The organism is Roseomonas gilardii, from assembly GCF_001941945.1.
GTDB lineage: Bacteria > Pseudomonadota > Alphaproteobacteria > Acetobacterales > Acetobacteraceae > Roseomonas.
Genome location: NZ_CP015585.1, coordinates 203,833 through 220,939, shown reverse-complemented (window position 1 = coordinate 220,939; position 17,107 = coordinate 203,833). Strand labels below are relative to the sequence as shown.

Sequence of the window (17,107 nt, the reverse complement as noted above, 5' to 3'; positions counted from 1 at the left end):
CCTGCCTCCTCGTTCCTCTCCCTTCCCTCCTCTCGAATCCGCCTCCCTACAGGGTGGCCGTCACCTCCTTGCCCGCCGCGTTGACGATGCGGATCGTGCTGCCTACCTGGGATTCGGTGATCTGCAGCTCGATGCGCCCGGTGCCCAGGGTTCGCAGCACCCAGCGGGCATCACGGAGAGCGTCGACGATCCGCGCCGCCACGGCCGCATCACTGTCCATCAGCAGCCCGCGAGCCGTGTCGAGGGCATCCGCCGTGAAGCATTCCAGTTGCCGGTCGTAGCTGTCGGTATCGGCATCATCGCTGTGGGCGAAGAAGCCCTCGACCAGGGCATCGGCCAGATCGCCGGGAGCGGTGCCCCGCGTCACGACGAAGCCCGGGAACGCATCGCCGAAGGCTTCGGAGGTGAAGAAGAAGGGAACCGCCGCCTCGTGCAGCAAGGTCGGCACGCCGGGTGAATGGCCTCCGTTCTGCACCAGGAGGCGGGCGCGCACCGCTTCGACCACCCGGCGATCGTCCTCGCACGACACGGGCGGGCGGGCTGAGACCGGCTGCGCCAGCTCCTCCGTCACACCGTCCGCACCGACGGCGACCGCCGACACCTCCCGCACCACGCGCAGCGCGTCATAGGCGGGATAGCCGGCGAAACGGGGATTGGCCTCCACCACACGGGCACCGTCCTGCCAGCCCAGCAGCAGGCGGTGCAGGTTGGTCTGGTCGCAGGCCTCCCCCCACCTGACGCCATCCGCCAGCAGCACCTCGGTTCCATCCGTGCCGAGCACCACGGGCGCCTCCACGCGATCCAGGCGGCTCCGCGTCTCGTCGGTGACCATCCGCCAGGGGGACAGTGCGATCTCCACGGGTGGCAGGGTGATCCCCAGCCGCTCGGCCCGCTTCGCGTCGGCGAAGGCCAGCGCGTGCTTCGATTGCCGGGCAACCGCCTCCAGCAGAGCCCGCTCCGCCCGCGCCCGCATGGCGCGGAAGAAGTCGTTGTCGATCGGCTCGTTGCGCGCCGGCAGCACCAGGCGCAGGTCCGGGGCCGACATCACGTCCACGAACACGCTCCGGGTGGGGCCCCCGACCTCGGCAAGGGCGACCGCCGTGCCGCACTCCACGACGTGGCCGTGGAAGTTCAGGTACAGACGGCTGCTCCAGCCGCGATGCCGGTCGAACAGATCCAGCACCCGAGGTCCAGGCTCCGGGAACACGCCCAGGCGCAGCCCCTGCCATTCCACCACATGCTCGGCGGCGGCCAGGAAGTCGCGCTGCCCCAGGGGCTGGCCGTTCAGGGTCACCGGCAACGGATAGAAACGGCACGCCCGCTCGACGAGGTACGGCACCCCCTTCTCGCTCACCGGGAAGGTCAGCTCGGTTCCGGCGTCCATCTCCGGGTCAGGCAGCACCGCGGCGTCGGCCTCGCCACAGAACACCGCCCGGTTCAGCGTCACGCGCCGGCCGAGAGAGCGTACCGTCACGCCCCGCGAGGCAAGTGAGTAGACGCCCATGCCGGCGGCGTTCTCCGCCAGATCCGTCCGCTCGTCCCAGGCGGAGGCGCCGAAGGTCACCAGCTTGCCCATGTCGGCAATGCCGTGCCCGTTGTCGCGCACGACAAGGGTGGCCCGGCCCTCCTCGCCGAAGTGCTCGATGGCGACATACGTGGCGCCGGCACGGCGGGCATTCTGCAGCACCTCGGCCAGGACGGTGGGCAGGGACTGATTGAACAGCTCCGGGCTCTTGCGCAGCACCTTCTCGCCCAGGGAGCCGCGGATGCGGGCGATCGGAATGGACGGCGCGGGCATGATGGTGGTGGCGTGGGTCACGGGTAGCTTCTCCTGCTGATCTTCTTCTCGAAGACCCCCACCCGCGGCCGCCCTGGCCGGGGCGGGGCAAGGGCGCCGCATGGCGGCGGGAGGCGCGAGCCGACGCACCCTTGCCGCGATCCGGGCGAGGGTGGCAGGGACCCCACTCCCTCCCTCTGCCATGACTCTTTTCCCACCTTCCGTACCCCCCTCATGTCCTCGGCCGGGTGCGGAGGGCGGCGAGATCTCTTTGAGGGCATCCATGCCGGCCTGCGGGGCGAGGGTAGCGGCGGCCACCAGGCGGGCGTGGTCTGTGGTGTCAGATGCGGCCGGCATGGCAGTTCCATCCGTGGCAGACCACGAGCGCGGCCTCGGGGCCGTCGTCGTGATCGAGGGTGAGCAACGTGAAGGCGTCGTCCAGCAGCCAGCGGCCGCCCTCGTCGCGTTCGCCCGCGACCACCACACCCTGGTAGTGGTCGGAGCCGTCGCAGGCCTCGACCAGCACCGGCCGGTCGATCGCGGCATCCCCGGTCGGCCGCACCGCGCATCGGGCCTTCAGTCGGTCGGGCAGACGGAGGAAGGCGGCCTGCAGGGCCCGCGCGAGGGTCCGCGCTTCGGGGCTCGGGGCCCTGGCGGCGTGTTCGGTGGCGGTCATGCCCCCCTCCCTCGTGTCAGGCTGTCATTCCAGTCGTTCAAACCGTGCGGTGGCAGGCAGCGCTCGCTGCGCACGCCCGCCGCGGCGGCTCGCTCCGCCAGGAGGGCGGCGTAGCGCTCCCCTGGTGGATCGTTGTCGGTCGCGATGGCCAAGCTGGCATCCGGGAGGGCAGCCATGGCGGCCAGCAGGAGGTCCAGGGCGTGGACCGTCCCCGGCCCCATGCCGCCGCTGGTCGCGACATAGAGGGTGTCGCGTCGCAGCCGTTCCACCGCCGCGAGGCTAAGGGCGTCGATCGGCGCCTCGGCCACGGCCAGGCGGTGCGGCAGCACGTCCCGCGGGCGGATCCAGCCCGGTAGGCGGAACAGGGTCTTCTCGCCACCCTTGGCGAAGCCCCGGAAGTCCGGGCCGCGCATATCGAAGCCCGTCAGGGTACCCGTCTCGTCACGATGGGCGAACCACGCGGTGCCATAGGCCCCCTCCCGGATGGCACCGTCCGCCTCGGCAGCCCGAAGCACCCCGGCCGGCAGACGCCGGGCATCGGCGAGGTAGCGCCAGGCGCGCGATCCCGGGCGGAGAGGCTTCGCCGATGCCCAGCGCTCCGCCGCCGGACGGCTTCCCTCCACGCCGGGGCGCACCCGTTCGTGCTCGGGAAAGCTGGGGGACAGACCGACCATCTCGCGCAGCAGCTTGCGGACGTGACCGAAGTTCAGCTCGGGGCGGAGGTGCCGCACCAGCCCGAACACGTCGCCCTTGGCGGTTCCCCCGGCATCCCACCAGCCGCGTCCGCCGTGGTTGACGATGATGATCTCGCCCTTGCCACGCCGGTACTTCAGGCAATCCCGGGTGCTTTCCGCCTTGTCCAGCTTCCAGGGGGGCGGCAGCCGTTCCAGCAGGGCGGCGCAATTCACGCCCTCCCGCAACTGTTGCAGTTCCTCGTCCTGATCGTTCATCTCCCGGAATCCTCTGCCTGGATTCCCCCCGCGAACCGCGACGGCGGCGCGGGACAAGGGCGCGACCGGGGCCCGCCCCGGCGCGGGAGGCGCCAGCCGACGTACCCTTGTCGCGCGCCCGCCGCTCGCGGTAGCGCCCCCTCCCCTTCTCCCAGTTCCCGCACCGCCCCTTCTCCTCTCGCTGGACCTCGGCAGGCTCCGCGCGGGTGATGCGAACAGCGAACGGCACATGGCGGCAGGGCGGACGGCATGGCGTCACCGGAAGTCACGGCTTCCCGGCAGCCGGGGCAGCGGCCGCGCCGAGCCCGGGTCGGGGCGGCGCACCTCGTCGGCCCGGCCGATCGCGCCATCGCTCCATCCCTCGGCGGCGCCGCCCTCCACCAGCCCACGCAGTAGCTCGGAGCGGTCCTCCAGCCGGCGGCAGATCAGGTGGATGACCGGCACCTCGGCCCGCTCGGCCTCGCGCTCGACCCGTCCCTCCACCAGCAGCAGCCGGGCCCCGACCAGGGCGGCGCGGTCGCGCGCGGCGATGTCGGCGTAGACGACGAGGTTGGCCGTGCCGTGTTCGTCCTCCACCGTGACGAAGACGATGCCCTTGGCTGTGCCGGGGCGCTGGCGCATCAGCACCAGCCCCGCGAGCCGGATCCGGGTGCCGCCGCGCAAGCGGTCCAGCTCCCGCGTCGTCCGGCAGCCCAGCGCCCGCAGCCGCGGTCGCAGCAGGGCGAGCGGATGCTGCCGCAGGCTCAGGCCAGTCGAGACATAGTCCAGCACCACCGCCTGCCCATCGGCCTCGGCCGGCAACGCCGGCAGGGCTTCGGGCAGCAGCGGCGGCTCGCCGGCCGCCGCGGCCTGGGCGGCGAGGCGGAGCAGCGGCGGCACCTCCCCCTCCACCCCACGGGCGTCCCAAAGGGCGGAGCGGCGATCCAGGCCCATGCCCGCGAAGCCATCCGCTGCGGCCAACGCCTCGATCGCCCGCCGGGGGACGCCCGCCCGGCGTACCACCTCATCGACCGAGGCGAAGGGGCTGCCGTTGCCCGCACGCCTTGCCTCGGCCACGCGCTTGCCGTCCTCGGCCGCCAGCCCCGCGGCCAGCCGCAGGCCCAGCCGCAGCGCCAGACCCTCGGCGCTGCGCCGCTCCGGCTCCAGGGTGCAGTCCCAATCCGAGGCGTTGACGCAGAGCGGGCGCACCGCCACCCGGTGCGCCTGGGCATCGCGCACGATCTGCGCCGGCGCGTAGAAGCCCATCGGCTGGCTGTTCAGCAGCGCCGCAGCGAACACCCCGGGGTGATGACACTTCAGCCAGGCCGAGGCATAGGCCAGATGCGCGAAGGAGGCGGCATGGCTCTCGGGAAAGCCGTAGCTGCCGAAACCCTCAATCTGGCGGAACACCCGTTCGGCGAGCTCGGGGTCGTAGCCACGGCGGACCATGCCGCCGACCAGCCCGTCCCGGTACACCGACACGCCCTCGGTGTACTTGAAAGTCGCCATGGCACGGCGGAGCTGGTCGGCCTCGCCGGGGGAGAAGCCGGCCGCCACGATGGCGACCCGCATGGCCTGCTCCTGGAACAGTGGCACGCCCAGGGTGCGGCCAAGCACCTTCTCCAGCTCGTCCGGATCGCCGTGCTCCGGGGCTGGCGACGGGTAGACCGGGGCCTCGTCACCCCAGCGGCGACGCAGGTAGGGATGCACCATGTCGCCCTGGATCGGCCCGGGCCGGACCAGGGCCACCTGTACCACCAGGTCGTAGAAGCGGCTCGGCCGCAGCCGCGGCAGCATGGCCATCTGCGCCCGGCTCTCCACCTGGAACACGCCCAGGGAGTCCGCCCGGCGCAGCATGGCGTAGGTCGCCTCGCAGTCCCGCGGCACGCCGGCCAGGTCGAGGTCGGCGAGGCGGTGCCGGCGCAGCAAGTCGAAGCCGCGCCGCAGGCAGGACAACATCCCCAGCGCGAGGATATCGACCTTCAGCAGGCCCAGCGCGTCGACGTCGTCCTTGTCCCATTCGAGGACGGTCCGCCCCTCCATGGCGGCGTTGCCGATGACGGCCATCTCCACCAGGGGGCCGCGCGAGATGACGAAGCCGCCGACATGGGTGGCGAGGTGGCGGGGAAAGTCCTGGATCTCCCCGGCCAGCGCCAGGGCGAGGCGCAGCCGGCGGTCGGCGAGGTCCAGCCCCTCGGCCTGGGCGATCTCCTCCAGCCCCTGCTCCCGCCCCGGCCCCCAACTGGCCTTGGCCAGCCGGCCGGTGACGTCCTCGGACAGGCCCAGCGCCTTGCCGACCTCGCGGATCGCCGAGCGGCCGCGAAAGCGGATCACCGTGCCGACGATGGCGGCACGGTCGCGCCCGTAGCGCTGGTAGAGGAACTGGATCACCTCCTCGCGCCGCTCATGCTCGAAGTCGACGTCGATGTCGGGCGGCTCGGCCCGCTCGGCCGAGAGGAAGCGCTCGAACAGCAGGTCGTGCTTGGAGGGATCAACCGCGGTGATGCCCAGCACGTAGCAGAGGCTGGAGTTGGCGGCCGAGCCGCGCCCCTGGCAGAGGATGCCGCGCCCCCGGGCAAAGCGCACCACCTCGTCCACGGTCAGGAAGTAGGGCGCGTAGTCCAGCTGCCCGATCAGGGCGAGCTCGTGGTCGAGGCGCGCCTGCATATCGGGCGGCACGCCGCACGGAAAGCGCGCCGCCGCGGCCGCGGCCACCCGGGCCGCCAGCGTCTGCTGCGGCGTGCGGCCGGGCTCAAGGATCTCGTCGGGGTACTCGTGCCGGAGTTGGGAGAGGGAGAAGCCCTGGCACGCGTCGAGCACGCGCAGGGTGCTGCGCAGGGCGTCCGGATGATCGCGGAACAGCCGCGCCATCTCGGCGGGCGGCTTGAGGTGCCGCTCGGCGTTGGGCTCGGCGGCCTGTCCGAGGCGGTCGACGGGGCGGCCGAGGCGAATCGCCGTCAGCACGTCGGCGAGGGGACGGCGCCCGGGAGCGTGGTAGCGCACGTCGTTGGTGGCGAGCAGGCCGGTGCCGGTCACCGCCGTCATCTCGGCCAGCGTCTCCAGCCGGTCCTCGTCGATATCGTCGAAGCGCACCGTGGCGGTGCAGAGCAGCGGCAGGGCCAGCACGCCGCGCAGCGCCCGGGCATCGGCCTGCAGCCGATCGGCGAAGGCGAGGTCGGGGCGGAGGGGCGACACGGCGGCGAGGCACCAGCCCGGTGCGTGGGCCAGCATCTCCTCGCGGGTGATGGCGCATTCGCCCTTGGGTGAGCGCATCCGGCCGAGCGAGAGCAGCCGCGTCAGACGGCCGTAGGACGTCCGGTCGGTGGGCCAGGCCAGGTACTCGGCGCCGTCGTCCAGCCGCAGCCGGCAACCCACGACGAAGGGCAGGCCGACCTCGCGCGCCGCGACGTGCCCCCGCACCACCCCGGCGAGGGAGTTGGCGTCGCAGAGCCCCACCCCGGCGTGGCCAAGGGCCGCGGCCGTGGCCACCAGCTCCTGCGGGTGCGAGGCGCCGTCGAGCAACGTGAAGTTCGAGCGGCAGCCGAGTTCGGCATAGGCGGGGGACATCGTGGCCTCACGCCAGGTGGCCATGCAGGAACCAGCGCGCCGGTGCCGTGGGCCGGTCGACCCCGAGGCGGCAGACCCAGAGCCGGTCACCCGTCTCGGTCAGCACCCGGAAGTAGTCCCGGCGCGGGCGGTCGTGCTTCTCGCCCCACCATTCCGGCTCCAGCCGCTCCGGCCCTGCCGCGTGCCGCACCCGGTGCACGCGCCCGTCCAGGCGCAACTGCGCCGGCGGGCCGTCCGGAACCTCGGCGATCACCGTCAGCTCGCGTGGCCGATCGAGCAGCCGCACCGGCCGCCGCCGCTCGCCCCAGCCCTCGGGCGCCTCCATGGCGGGCACGAAGGGATCGACCGGGACCACGGCCAGCTCCGGCCAGTGGCTGCCGGTAGGGCTGGGACGCCAAAGCGTCAGGCGCTGGCCCAGCCGGTCGAGCAGCTCCGAGAGCACTGGCTCCTGGCCGCGGTCCGCATCCGCGCTGCCCAGGGCGGCCGCCAGCTGCCGTCCCTCGAGCGGGTTGGTTTCCGTGGCGCGCAGCACGAAGCGGTCGAAGCCCAGGTCGGGCTCCAACCGCCCCAGGGGCTCGACGAAGAGGCGGCGCAGATGGGCCGGGTCACGGCTGGCCAGGCCCACGCCGACCGCCACCTCCTGCACCTCGCCGTCGACGCGGAAGGCCAGCAGGCTCAGGCGGCGGGCCCCGCAGCCTGACTCCGCCAGCGTATCGCAGAGGTCGTCCAGCAGCGCATGCACGGCGCGGTCGATCGCCGGGCGGGTGACGATGGGCTCCAGGAAGGGCCGCGCGGCGGAGAAGTCCAGTGGGGGCTGGATCAGCTGCAGCGGCCGGGCCCTGGCACCGGTGGCGAAGTCCAGGGCATCGAGCAGCGTCCGCCCGAAGCGCCGGGCCAGCGGCGCCCGTGGCTGGTGTAGCAGGTCACCGACCGTGCGCAGCCCCACCCGCGCGAGGTCGCTTGCCAGATCCCCCGCCAGCCGCAGTGCCGCCACCGGCACGGAGCGCAGCGCGGCGAGATCCTCGCCTGGCGGCACCACGCAGCCGTGCTGGCCCGCCCGCAGCAGGGCAGCCGCAGCGTCGGCAGTGCCGGCCAGGGCAAGCTGCGTGGTGTAGCCCACCCGCCGGAAGCAGGCCGCGACCTCGGCGAGCAGAGCCGCCTCGCCACCGAACAGGTCCGTACCGCCGGTGACGTCGAGGACCAGCCCATCGGGGGCATCGAGCGCCACGATCGGCGTGAAGCGCAGCGACCACCAGCCCAGCCGCTCCAGCAGCCAGGCCTCGCCCACGGGATCGGCCGGGCACAGCACGAGGTCTGGCCGCATGGCCTGGGCGTCGGCCAGGGTCTGGCCCGGAAACAGGGTCGGTGCATCGACGCAGGCGAGCAGGCGTCGGCTGCCTTGCAGGTGCCAGGTCGCCAGCGGACGGCCGCGCAGCGCAGGGTCGTTGCGCCGCAGCCGCTCCACCGCGAGCAGCGGCAGGCGCACGGCTAGCAAGCGATGGTCAGCCGGCACGGTGCGGGCGTCCGGGGCGGCGCTTCATCAGGACGAAGCCGGCGCGCTGCAGGTGCTGGGTCAGGTGCTGGGCGGCCAGGCCCGCGATCAGCTCGCCGCCATTTGGGCGCGGGCGGCCGCGCTCGTCGTAGCGTAGGGCATAGGCCAGGGCCTCGGTGATCTCCTCCGGGCGCGCTGGGGCAAGAGGAAGTGGTTCATCGGGCAGATCGGCGGGGGGCGCGTCAGTCATGGCACCAAGCTAGGCGGCGAATCAGGAACAAAACAAGAACTTGACTCTGCGGACGGGAGTCACGAACCTGCGCGTGCCGCTCGCTTGATACCGGACTTCAGCTCGGGAAGATCACCGTCTCAATGCTCTGCGACGGACTGTGAATCCTCTAGCTCACCTGCGTGACGTCGCGCGTTGAAGGGCCGGCCGGCGATGTCCGCACCGACAACCTCGCGATTCGTGTGCCTGGATTGCCGGTAGGGCCACCTTGCTGGCGGTGGGTGTCGCCGTGCGAGGTCCGCTCGTTCCCAGCGCGTCGGCGCAAACCCCGCCCGCCACTGCTCCGTCCGAGCCGCCGACCTCCTGCGCAACCCGGCCAAGGAGAAGCTGAAGCGCGGCGAGGTGGTGGTCTCCATGAGCGTGCGCCTCGCGCGCTTCATGGAGATCACCCAGATCGCCGCAGCGGCGGGTCACCGTACGTTTGCCGGGTGCCAGGATAGCCCCGATCAGCAGCACCTCCGCGTGTTGCCAGCTGCGCTGGAAAAACAGCGGCGCAAAGCTCAGGATCACCGCGGCGAAGCAGGATGGCAGGTGAAGCATGGCGGCGTCTCTTGGCGGGGACACGCCAGCCTAGCCAGTCACCCGCCTCGCCGCCTACGCCTGCCTCAGATGGCCAAAGTCGAGCTTAGCGCCCTCTGACTAGGTCAGGGTAAGGGGCGATCTTGATCTCGACCTCTATGCTTTCGGTGGAGCGATGGCGTCAGTGTGTAGACCACTAACCTCGTGCTCCTTCGATTCCCGTTAGATGTCTCATGTGACCTTTCTACCTCCTTCCAGCTTGTGCCGTATGCTTCCTACGTCGAGGGTAGAAGCCATTGCGAGATCGTCCACAGCCGTGCGTCGATAGTAGTCATTATAGAGTCAGTGACTCGTCTGTAGCTAAATTTTCCAGGAGCATCAGGTACTTCTGTACGAGTCCTGCTCCTACCTTTCCCATCCATGCTCCGTCTCCTCCCGCTCGTGCTCCCTCCTCTCCCGCTCGTGCTCCCTGGGCTACGGCCCAGCCGCTACTTGTCCACAGAAGGCGGAGCTTACGCGGCTCTGAGGCGCATCATGACCCCTTTGTAGCTGTTCATGCTCCCTCGATTCCCGCCATCATCAGTCCCAATCGCTATCCCTCCGGGTATCTACGACGCTCTCGTGCTCCCTTGATTCCCGGTTGTTGGGGGAGCGGTGGATTACCAGCTATGACGGTGGCATGCCTCGCAAAGCTCAGACTCCTGAAGAGAAGGAAATTGCCCGGCTTGCCCGGTTCGAGAAAACTCAGGCGAACCGGCGGGGACGTCAGAATCCAGCTGTCCTTCCGGCCAAGCTGACGCGAACATCGGCTTTCGCGCCTAGGAAGAAGGGTCTCTCCGACGCGACGACCACCCGCATCTATGCGGTGAAGTCTCATTCTGTCGTCGAGGTCCATGGTCGCGAATTGGGCAGTCAGCATAGAGATGCTCTCTATGCTTTGTTCAGGGTTCGGGCCGCCCGGTTCGAGTTGACCAACCCGGAATGGCGAGAGGGTGCTGATTTCCGGGTACCGAGGAGCATCGTCATCTACGAAACCTCGACCACTTGGCGTGCGCTCCTCCAGGCGACGGGGCGAACAGCACATGTCAACAACTTGGCTACGCTGTTGAGATCACTTGAGGAAATGCGTTCTGTCTCTTTTCGCATCTACGCTGGAACGTATGAGCAGTATGAGGCAGGGATCGCAAAAGGGCGGCTGCCTGGCGCAGGATTCAGCGATACCTTGATCAGCGAAATTTCGTGGTCCGGGGTTGACCTTGATAGCCGCTTGTCCATCCGATACGGCAAGTGGGTGAGGGATATGTTCGAGAGCCGGACGCTCGTATCCCTGGATGGTGACGTCTACTTCCGCCTCAAGAGTGACTACGCCAAGAGCATTTGGCCGTTCATTGACGGCAAGCCATCGCACAGCTGGATCGACGATGTCGATGTCGCGGCGCTTTGCGGTGAGGATTACCTGAATGCTCCGATCAAACGCCGTGTGAAGTTCAGGGGAGAAATCCGCCAAGCATTCGACGATATGGTTCGTGCTGGTGGACTTGCTTCTTGGAATTGCGATGCTATCGGCGCCGGCCGGGTGAAGACATATCGATACCGCTGGAATCACCAGCGTCTGCGCCAAGCCGAATTGGATTTTCAGGTAGCTGCCGAACCAGCGCCGGAAACGGTGTGATCAGAGGCTTCATGCTCCCTTGATTCCCATCCATGCTCCCTCAATTCCTACTGGTCGGCCTTGAACAACTCGTAATGCGCTGATCTAGCTTGGATATTTTCCGGGTTCGGCGCTGTCGATTTGCAGGGTTTGATTGTTTTCGACGACAAACGGCGTTGTTGCACAAACCTTGCAGGTAGGCCTGCATGAGCAAGGCATAATCACGGGGTGAGCGGCCGAAGACCCGCTACCGGACCCGGAACTGGCGGGAGTATGACCGTGGTCTGATTGCCCGGGGCGACCTGACGGTGTGGATCTCGCCTGACCTGGCGTGGGACGCCGCCGAGGGCACAGGGCGGCGGGGACGGCCACCAACGTTCAGCGATGCGGCGATCCAGGCAGTGCTGACGCTGAAGGTGCTGTACCAGCTTCCGCTGCGGGCGGCCCAGGGCATGGCGGGGAGCCTGATCCGGCTGGCGGACCTCGACTGGAGGGTGCCGCATTACAGCACCCTCTCGCGGCGTCAGAAGGACCTCACCGTCGTTATCCCCTACCGCCCACGGGGCGGACCGCTGCACCTCGTCATCGACAGCACGGGCCTGAAGGTGCTGGGCGAGGGCGAATGGAAGGTCAGAAAGCACGGGGCCGGCAAGCGCCGGGTCTGGCGCAAGGTGCACCTGGTGATCGACGCTGATAGTCACGAGGTCAGGGCCGTGGAGATGACCGACCACCGTACCCATCCGGTGATGGCCGCGGTTGACGTTCAGGCGGCAGCGGTTGCGGGCGTTTGAGCACGCCGCCAGTTCCACGGCAGAAGTTCGTCGAGCCTGGAGGCGGGGTGGTCGGCGATGCGAGCGAGCACATCGGCAAGCCAGGCACGCGGATCCACATTGTTCAGCTTCGCGGTGGTGATCAGGGCGTACATCATCGCAGCCCGCTCGCCGCCACGGTCACTGCCCGCGAACAGCCATGCCCTGCGGCCAAGGGCCACGCCGCGGAGCGCGCGTTCGGCCGCGTTGTTTGTGAGGCAGATCCGGCCGTCGCTGAGGAACTTGGTGAATGCAGGCCAGCGCTTTAGCGCGTAGTCCAGCGCCTTGGCCAGGTCGTTGTGACGCGACAGCCTGCCCCTGGTCTGCAGCATCCAGGCCTGGAGATCGGCAACCAGTGGGGTCACGACGCTCTGCCGGTGGGCGAGCCGATCGGCCGCCGGACACCGGTTCACCGCCCGCTCGGCTTCGAACACCCGGTCGATGCGGTGCACGGCCTCGGCCGCCAGCGGCGCGCGGGCGACCTCCGCCAGCTCGAACACCTTGCGCCGGAAATGCGCCCAGCACGCCGCCTCCGTGATCGGCCCGGGCTTGCGGCTGGCCAGGTAGAGGTCGCCGAACCCGGCATAGGCGTCAGCCTGCAGGATCCCGCTGTAGGAGGCCAGGTGCCGCTTGGGATGCTCGGCGGTGCGGTCGCGCGAGAAGTAGAACACCGCCGCCGGAGGTGCGGGTCCGGCAAAGGGCTGGTCGTCCCGCACATAGGTCCAGAGGCGCGCCGTGACCGTCTTGCCGCGGGCCAGCAGCGGCACTGTGGTGTCATCGCCGTGCAGGCGCTCCGCCGCCAGCACATGTGCCTCGATGAGGGCGTGGAGCGGCGAGAGAGTGGCCGCCGCGGTGCCGACCCAGTCGGCCAGGGTGGAGACGCTCAGCTCCACGCCCTCGCGAGCATAGCTCTCGCCCTGCCGGTTCAGCGGCAGGTGCTGACCAAACTTGGCCTCCAGCACCATGGCGAGCAGGTTCGGCCCGGCCCGTCCGCGGGCAATCGGATGGAATGGCGCGGGTGGCTGGGTGATGCGCTCGCAGGTCCGGCAGGAGAACTTCTCCCGCACGGTCTGGGTGACCTTCCACTGCCGCGGGATCACCTCCAGGGTCTCGGTTACATCTTCACCGAGCTTGGACAGCCTGCCGCCGCAGCAGGGGCAGGCCGTGGGTGACGGGAGCACCACCCGTTCGCGCGGCAGGTGGGCAGGCAGAGGGTGCGAATTCCGATGATGTCGGCAGTCTGTTCCGACGCGATGTCGGCCGGTGATTCCGACTGATGTCGGCATGGGCGGCCGCTCGTCACCGGGCTGATGGTTGTCTTCAATGGGTGGGGGGTTCGGGTCAAGCCTCGATGGGTTTGGAGGGCAGCTTCCGGCGCAGGCTGTCGCCGCGCAGGTGGATGCGGTGGGCGTTGTGGACGAGGCGATCGAGGATGGCATCGGCGAGCGTTGGGTTGCCGGTGATCAGGTCGTGCCAGCGGTCCACCGGGACCTGGCTGGTGATCAGCGTGGCGCCACGGCCGTAGCGGTCCTCGGCGAGTTCCAGCAGGTCGCGCGCTTGCTCCGGGCCAAGCGGCTCGAGCCCCCAGTCATCCAGGATCAGCAGCTTCACCGCGCCCAGGGTGCGCATCAGCCGGGCATGCCGGCCATCGCCGCGGGCCAGGCCGAGATCGGCGAACAGCCGTGGCACGCGCTGGTAGAGCACGGAGTGGTTGTCGCGGCAGGCCTTCTGGCCGAGGGCACAGGCCAGCCAGGACTTGCCCACGCCGGTCGGCCCTTCGATGATCAGGTTCTCCCGCGCCTCGATCCAGCCGCCCAGGGCCAGCTTGCCGAACAGGGCACGGTCGAGGCCACGGCTGGTCCGCCAGTCGATGTCCTCGATGCTGGCCTGGTGGCGCAGCTTGGCGAACCGCAGCCTGGCCTTGAGCCGGCGGTCGTGCCGGTCGGCGATCTCACGGTCGAGCAGCAGGCCGAGCCATTCGGCCGGCGCCAGCTCGCCGCCCCCGGCCTGGGCGGCGAGATCCTCGAAGGCCCTGGCCATGCCAGCCAGGCCGAGCTGGCGCAGTTGGTCGAGGGTGGGGTGGGTCAGCATGGGTTGTTTCTCCTCAATGGTAGTAGCCTGAGCCCCGGATGTTGGGGTGCAGCAGGGGCAGCTCGTCGCTCTCCCGCGGCCGGCGTGACGCCGGCTGGCGGTCGAGGCCGTGCTGCAGGATCGACTGGATGGAGCCGTAGGAGCGGGCGCCGATCTCCAGGCCACGGGCACAGGCCGCCTCCAGCCGCTCCTGCCCATAGGTCCGCAGCAGCCGCAGGATGCCGAGGCAGGCGCGGAACCCCTGCTCCGGATGTGGCCGGCTTTCGAGGATGATCGCCACCAGCGCTGCCGTGGCTGGGCCGATGGCGGCCGCTTCGCGGCCGATCCGCTCGATCGTCCACTCGGCATGACGCCGGTGCGCCTGCGGCATGTGCTCGGCGAGCGTGGTGTGCCGGCCGCGCAGCCCGCCGCGGATGTGGACCGCGACCCGCTCGCCCTTGTGGAACAGCTCCACCGTCCGAGCGGTGATGCGGGCCTCGACCTGCTGGCGCAGCAGCCGGTGCGGCGCCGAGTAGTAGTGGCCGTCAACATCGACATGATAGTCGAGCCCGACCCGGCGGATGCGCCATTCGGCATAGACGAACGGCTCGGCTGGCAGGGCCGCCAGCGCAGGCTGGTCCAGCTCCTCGAACAGCTGGCGACGGCTGATGCCCAGGCGACGCATCGGCCGCGTGTTCAGGCTCTCGAGCAACGCGGCGATCGCCGTGTTCAGCGCCGGCAGCGAGGCGAAACGCTGGTGCCGGAGGCGGGCCAGGATCCAGCGCTCGACCACCAGCACGCCGGCCTCGACCTTGGCCTTGTCGCGGGGCCTGCGGACCCGCGCCGGCAGGATCGCCGTGCCGTAGTGGGCCGCCAGGTCGACGTAGGTCGGGTTCAGCCCGGGCTCATACCAGTTCGCCCGCAGCACGCCCGCGCGCAGGTTGTCGGGCACGATCTGCCGCGGCACGCCGCCCAGGAACTCCAGCGCCCGCACATGGGCACCGATCCAGTCCGGCAGCCCTTGGGTCCACACCGCCTCGGCATAGGTGTAGCTCGATGCCCCCAGCACCGCGACGAACACCTGCGCCGCGCGGATCTCGCCGATGGCCGGGTCGATCACCTCTATCGTCTGCCCGGCAAAGTCGACGAACAGCCGCTCGCCAGCCGGATGGACCTGCCGCATCACCGGCGACAGACGGCCCTCCCAGCCTCGGTAGAGCTCGCACCAACGGCTGTACTGGTAGCCATCCGGGGTGCTGGCCCGGTACTCGTCCCACAACAGCATCAGCGTCACGCCGGGCCGGCGTAGTTCCCGGTGCACCACGGCCCAGTCGGGCTCGGCCTTGCGCCGTTGCCCGGCAACCGCCCCGCCGCCCGCGAACAGCAGTGCCTCCAGCGCACCGTCCGTCAGCGTCGCCGGCAGCGGCCAGGCCAGGCCGGCCGCCGCTGCCCGGTCCAGGCACAGCCGCGCCGTACTGCGCGCCACGCCCACCGCAAGGCCGATCGCCCGGTCGGAGGCGCACGCCTCGTACTTCAGCCGCAGGATCTCTCGCACTCGTCGCATCGACACTCTCTCGGCTGGCATCCGGGCTCCCCCTCGCGTCCAGCGAGAAAGGAGGCCCGGGCCCAGCCCAGCGGTCGAGCAACCACCCACCCCACAGGGGTGCCGACTTCAGATCGGAATGGCCGACTTCATCCCGGAATCAACGGCCGACTTCAAATCGGAATCAGGTGCCGACTTGCTCCGGAATACGCATCGCACAGCACTGTAGCAATGGCCGTCTGCGCCACACCCAGCCGTATCTGTCCCCTGGGCCTTCCTTCCTCGTCCAAAGTCTTCAGGTCACGCAGGTCACGCAAAATTCCGATGGCACGTTGTGCGAGCAAGGCGCCAGCCGGCGTCGGCTTTGTGGCACGTCCGGCGCGGGTCACCAGGGCGAAGCCCAACTCCTCCTCCAAAGCGCGGATCCGCAAGGCAAGCGTAGCGGGAGCCATGTTCAGTTTCCGGGCCGCTTCCGCCATGGAACTGCTCTCGACGACGACCACGAAGCTTTCCAGGAAATGCGTATCCATTGCTTAGGATTCCTGTTGTCTGAATGCGGTATTTGCGCGGTTTTTATGTGTCTTTCCAATACCCCATAATTGCTTCTCGCGAGATCTTTGCTGCCAGCGGAGATCGACTGGCCAGGAAGGCATGGCCTTCCGGGGAAGAGCAGGGAGACGCCACGATGCAGCAACAAGCACCAAGCCAGCTTTCCGAAGCCGAACTCATGGCTCTTGCGACCGAGGCGCTGGTGGGCCTGGGCCTTTCGCGCAGGGATGCCGCTGATGCCGGACGCGTGCTGGTGCTCGCCGAAATGTTCGGCGTGGCCACGCATGGTGTGGGCCGGATCGAATCCTATGGCGAGCGGCTCAAGATCGGCGGCATCAATCCACGACCCGACATCGTTCTGGAACATGTGGCTCCGGCGATCGTCAGGGTCGATGGCGATAACGGTGTGGGACCGCTGGTCGGAATGCGTGCCCTGGAGGCTGCGATGGATGCTGCCGCCACGGGCGGGGTAGGCCTGGCGCTTGCCCGTGGCAGCAACCACTTCGGTCCCGTCTCGCCCTATAGCCACATCGCGGCCGAGGCAGGTTTCGCGAGCCTGATCGGCAGCAACGCCACCACCACCATCGCCCCCTGGGGTGGCAGCGAGGCACGTCTGGGCAACAGCCCCTGCGGCTTCGGCTTTCCCAACCCTGGTGGCGAGCCGATCATTCTCGACATGGCGATCAGCGTCGCGGCGCGCGCGAAGATCCGCAATGCCGCCAAGGCTGGCCAGCCGATCCCGGACACATGGGCAACCGACCGGGCGGGCAAACCCACCACGGATCCGAACGAAGCGCTGAACGGCTTTCTGCTGCCCATTGGCGGCCATAAAGGCTATGGCTTGGCGCTGGTGGTCGACCTGCTCGCTGGCCTGCTGTCCGGTGCCGCCTATCTCACGCATGTCAAGTCGTGGGTCGAATCTCCCGAATCTCCCCAGAACCTGGGGCACTACTTCCTGCTGATCGACACGAAGCGCCTCGGCACCGCGAACTGGCTGTCCGAGCGGATGAACGATTTTGTCGGCATCCTGCATTCCACACCGCCTGCTGATCCGAATGCGCCGGTGCTGGTGCCGGGCGAGATCGAGAACCGCAATCTCATGCGGGCACGGCGGGATGGCATCCGGGTTGATCCATCGCTCCTGGCCAAGCTCAAAGCCCTGTCTGCTCGCGTTGCCATCGCCTGAATTCTGGCGAAGGCGTGGCGGGACATCCCGCCAAGGGAGAAAAACAAGGG

The 17,107-nt window shown here is 69.4% G+C and carries 12 protein-coding genes and 2 pseudogenes; 3 read left to right on the top strand and 11 right to left on the bottom strand.

Features of this window, described 5'->3' with window-relative positions:
• Positions 1–46 precede the first annotated feature (46 nt).
• From RGI145_RS23760 to RGI145_RS23730, 7 genes are all read right to left on the bottom strand, one after another.
• A complete protein-coding gene (locus RGI145_RS23760; RefSeq protein WP_075800986.1) occupies positions 47–1,819 on the bottom strand; it encodes an ATP-binding protein in 1,773 nt (590 codons plus the stop codon).
• A gap of 298 nt (positions 1,820–2,117) precedes the next feature.
• On the bottom strand, positions 2,118–2,453 hold the full coding sequence (locus RGI145_RS23755; protein WP_075800985.1) for a hypothetical protein: 336 nt from the start codon (positions 2,451–2,453) through the stop codon (positions 2,118–2,120).
• Positions 2,450–3,403, bottom strand: a complete 954-nt coding sequence (locus RGI145_RS23750; RefSeq protein WP_075800984.1) for a DUF3991 and TOPRIM domain-containing protein — start codon at positions 3,401–3,403, stop codon at positions 2,450–2,452. Before RGI145_RS23750 ends, RGI145_RS23755 begins: the two co-directional genes overlap by 4 nt.
• A gap of 255 nt (positions 3,404–3,658) precedes the next feature.
• Positions 3,659–6,949: an error-prone DNA polymerase gene (locus RGI145_RS23745; protein WP_075801052.1), complete on the bottom strand. Its 3,291-nt coding sequence runs from the start codon at positions 6,947–6,949 to the stop codon at positions 3,659–3,661.
• A gap of 7 nt (positions 6,950–6,956) precedes the next feature.
• Positions 6,957–8,444 carry a Y-family DNA polymerase gene (locus RGI145_RS23740; protein ID WP_156878769.1) on the bottom strand — a complete coding sequence of 496 codons (1,488 nt, stop codon included), beginning with the start codon at positions 8,442–8,444 and terminating at the stop codon, positions 6,957–6,959.
• 7 nt (positions 8,445–8,451) lie between these two features.
• Positions 8,452–8,691: a hypothetical protein gene (locus RGI145_RS23735; RefSeq protein ID WP_075800983.1), complete on the bottom strand. Its 240-nt coding sequence runs from the start codon at positions 8,689–8,691 to the stop codon at positions 8,452–8,454.
• 153 nt (positions 8,692–8,844) lie between these two features.
• Positions 8,845–9,270 carry a hypothetical protein gene (locus RGI145_RS23730; RefSeq protein WP_075800982.1) on the bottom strand — a complete coding sequence of 142 codons (426 nt, stop codon included), beginning with the start codon at positions 9,268–9,270 and terminating at the stop codon, positions 8,845–8,847.
• A gap of 658 nt (positions 9,271–9,928) precedes the next feature.
• Between RGI145_RS23730 and RGI145_RS23725 the strand changes: the two genes are divergently transcribed.
• Together RGI145_RS23725 and RGI145_RS23720 are read left to right on the top strand one after the other, a co-directional pair.
• A complete protein-coding gene (locus RGI145_RS23725; RefSeq protein WP_075801050.1) occupies positions 9,929–10,921 on the top strand; it encodes a hypothetical protein in 993 nt (330 codons plus the stop codon).
• 224 nt (positions 10,922–11,145) lie between these two features.
• Positions 11,146–11,691 (top strand): annotated as a pseudogene (locus RGI145_RS23720) (IS5 family transposase); the annotation flags it as partial.
• Here RGI145_RS23720 and tnpC read toward each other — a convergent pair.
• From tnpC to RGI145_RS23700, 4 genes and pseudogenes are all read right to left on the bottom strand, one after another.
• Positions 11,664–12,944: pseudogene (gene tnpC / locus RGI145_RS23715) on the bottom strand (IS66 family transposase); the annotation flags it as partial. The pseudogenes RGI145_RS23720 and tnpC sit on opposite strands and share 28 nt — an antisense overlap.
• A gap of 106 nt (positions 12,945–13,050) precedes the next feature.
• Entirely contained in the window at positions 13,051–13,800 is a 750-nt protein-coding gene (istB, locus tag RGI145_RS23710) for an IS21-like element helper ATPase IstB (protein WP_075800980.1), read from the bottom strand.
• A 13-nt stretch (positions 13,801–13,813) separates the two neighbouring features.
• Positions 13,814–15,343, bottom strand: coding sequence for an IS21 family transposase (gene istA / locus RGI145_RS23705; protein WP_167668428.1), 1,530 nt, complete (start codon positions 15,341–15,343; stop codon positions 13,814–13,816).
• A 152-nt stretch (positions 15,344–15,495) separates the two neighbouring features.
• Complete coding sequence (locus tag RGI145_RS23700) at positions 15,496–15,852, bottom strand: LysR family transcriptional regulator (protein ID WP_075800978.1); 357 nt, start codon at positions 15,850–15,852, stop codon at positions 15,496–15,498.
• Positions 15,853–16,007: 155 nt separating this feature from the next.
• Here RGI145_RS23700 and RGI145_RS23695 point away from each other — a divergent pair, with 155 nt between their 5' ends.
• Positions 16,008–17,057 (top strand): Ldh family oxidoreductase, encoded by a 1,050-nt coding sequence (locus RGI145_RS23695; protein ID WP_075800977.1) that lies wholly within the window; start codon positions 16,008–16,010, stop codon positions 17,055–17,057.
• Positions 17,058–17,107: the final 50 nt, after the last annotated feature.

Coding starts and splice junctions, on each gene's coding strand:
- RGI145_RS23700 (WP_075800978.1), bottom strand. CDS start 15,852: ATGGATACGCATTTCCTGGAAAGCTTCGTGGTCGTCGTCGAGAGCAGT.
- RGI145_RS23755 (WP_075800985.1), bottom strand. CDS start 2,453: ATGACCGCCACCGAACACGCCGCCAGGGCCCCGAGCCCCGAAGCGCGG.
- RGI145_RS23730 (WP_075800982.1), bottom strand. CDS start 9,270: ATGCTTCACCTGCCATCCTGCTTCGCCGCGGTGATCCTGAGCTTTGCG.
- istA (WP_167668428.1), bottom strand. CDS start 15,343: ATGCGACGAGTGCGAGAGATCCTGCGGCTGAAGTACGAGGCGTGCGCC.
- RGI145_RS23695 (WP_075800977.1), top strand. CDS start 16,008: ATGCAGCAACAAGCACCAAGCCAGCTTTCCGAAGCCGAACTCATGGCT.
- RGI145_RS23725 (WP_075801050.1), top strand. CDS start 9,929: ATGCCTCGCAAAGCTCAGACTCCTGAAGAGAAGGAAATTGCCCGGCTT.
- RGI145_RS23735 (WP_075800983.1), bottom strand. CDS start 8,691: ATGACTGACGCGCCCCCCGCCGATCTGCCCGATGAACCACTTCCTCTT.
- RGI145_RS23750 (WP_075800984.1), bottom strand. CDS start 3,403: ATGAACGATCAGGACGAGGAACTGCAACAGTTGCGGGAGGGCGTGAAT.
- istB (WP_075800980.1), bottom strand. CDS start 13,800: ATGCTGACCCACCCCACCCTCGACCAACTGCGCCAGCTCGGCCTGGCT.
- RGI145_RS23745 (WP_075801052.1), bottom strand. CDS start 6,949: ATGTCCCCCGCCTATGCCGAACTCGGCTGCCGCTCGAACTTCACGTTG.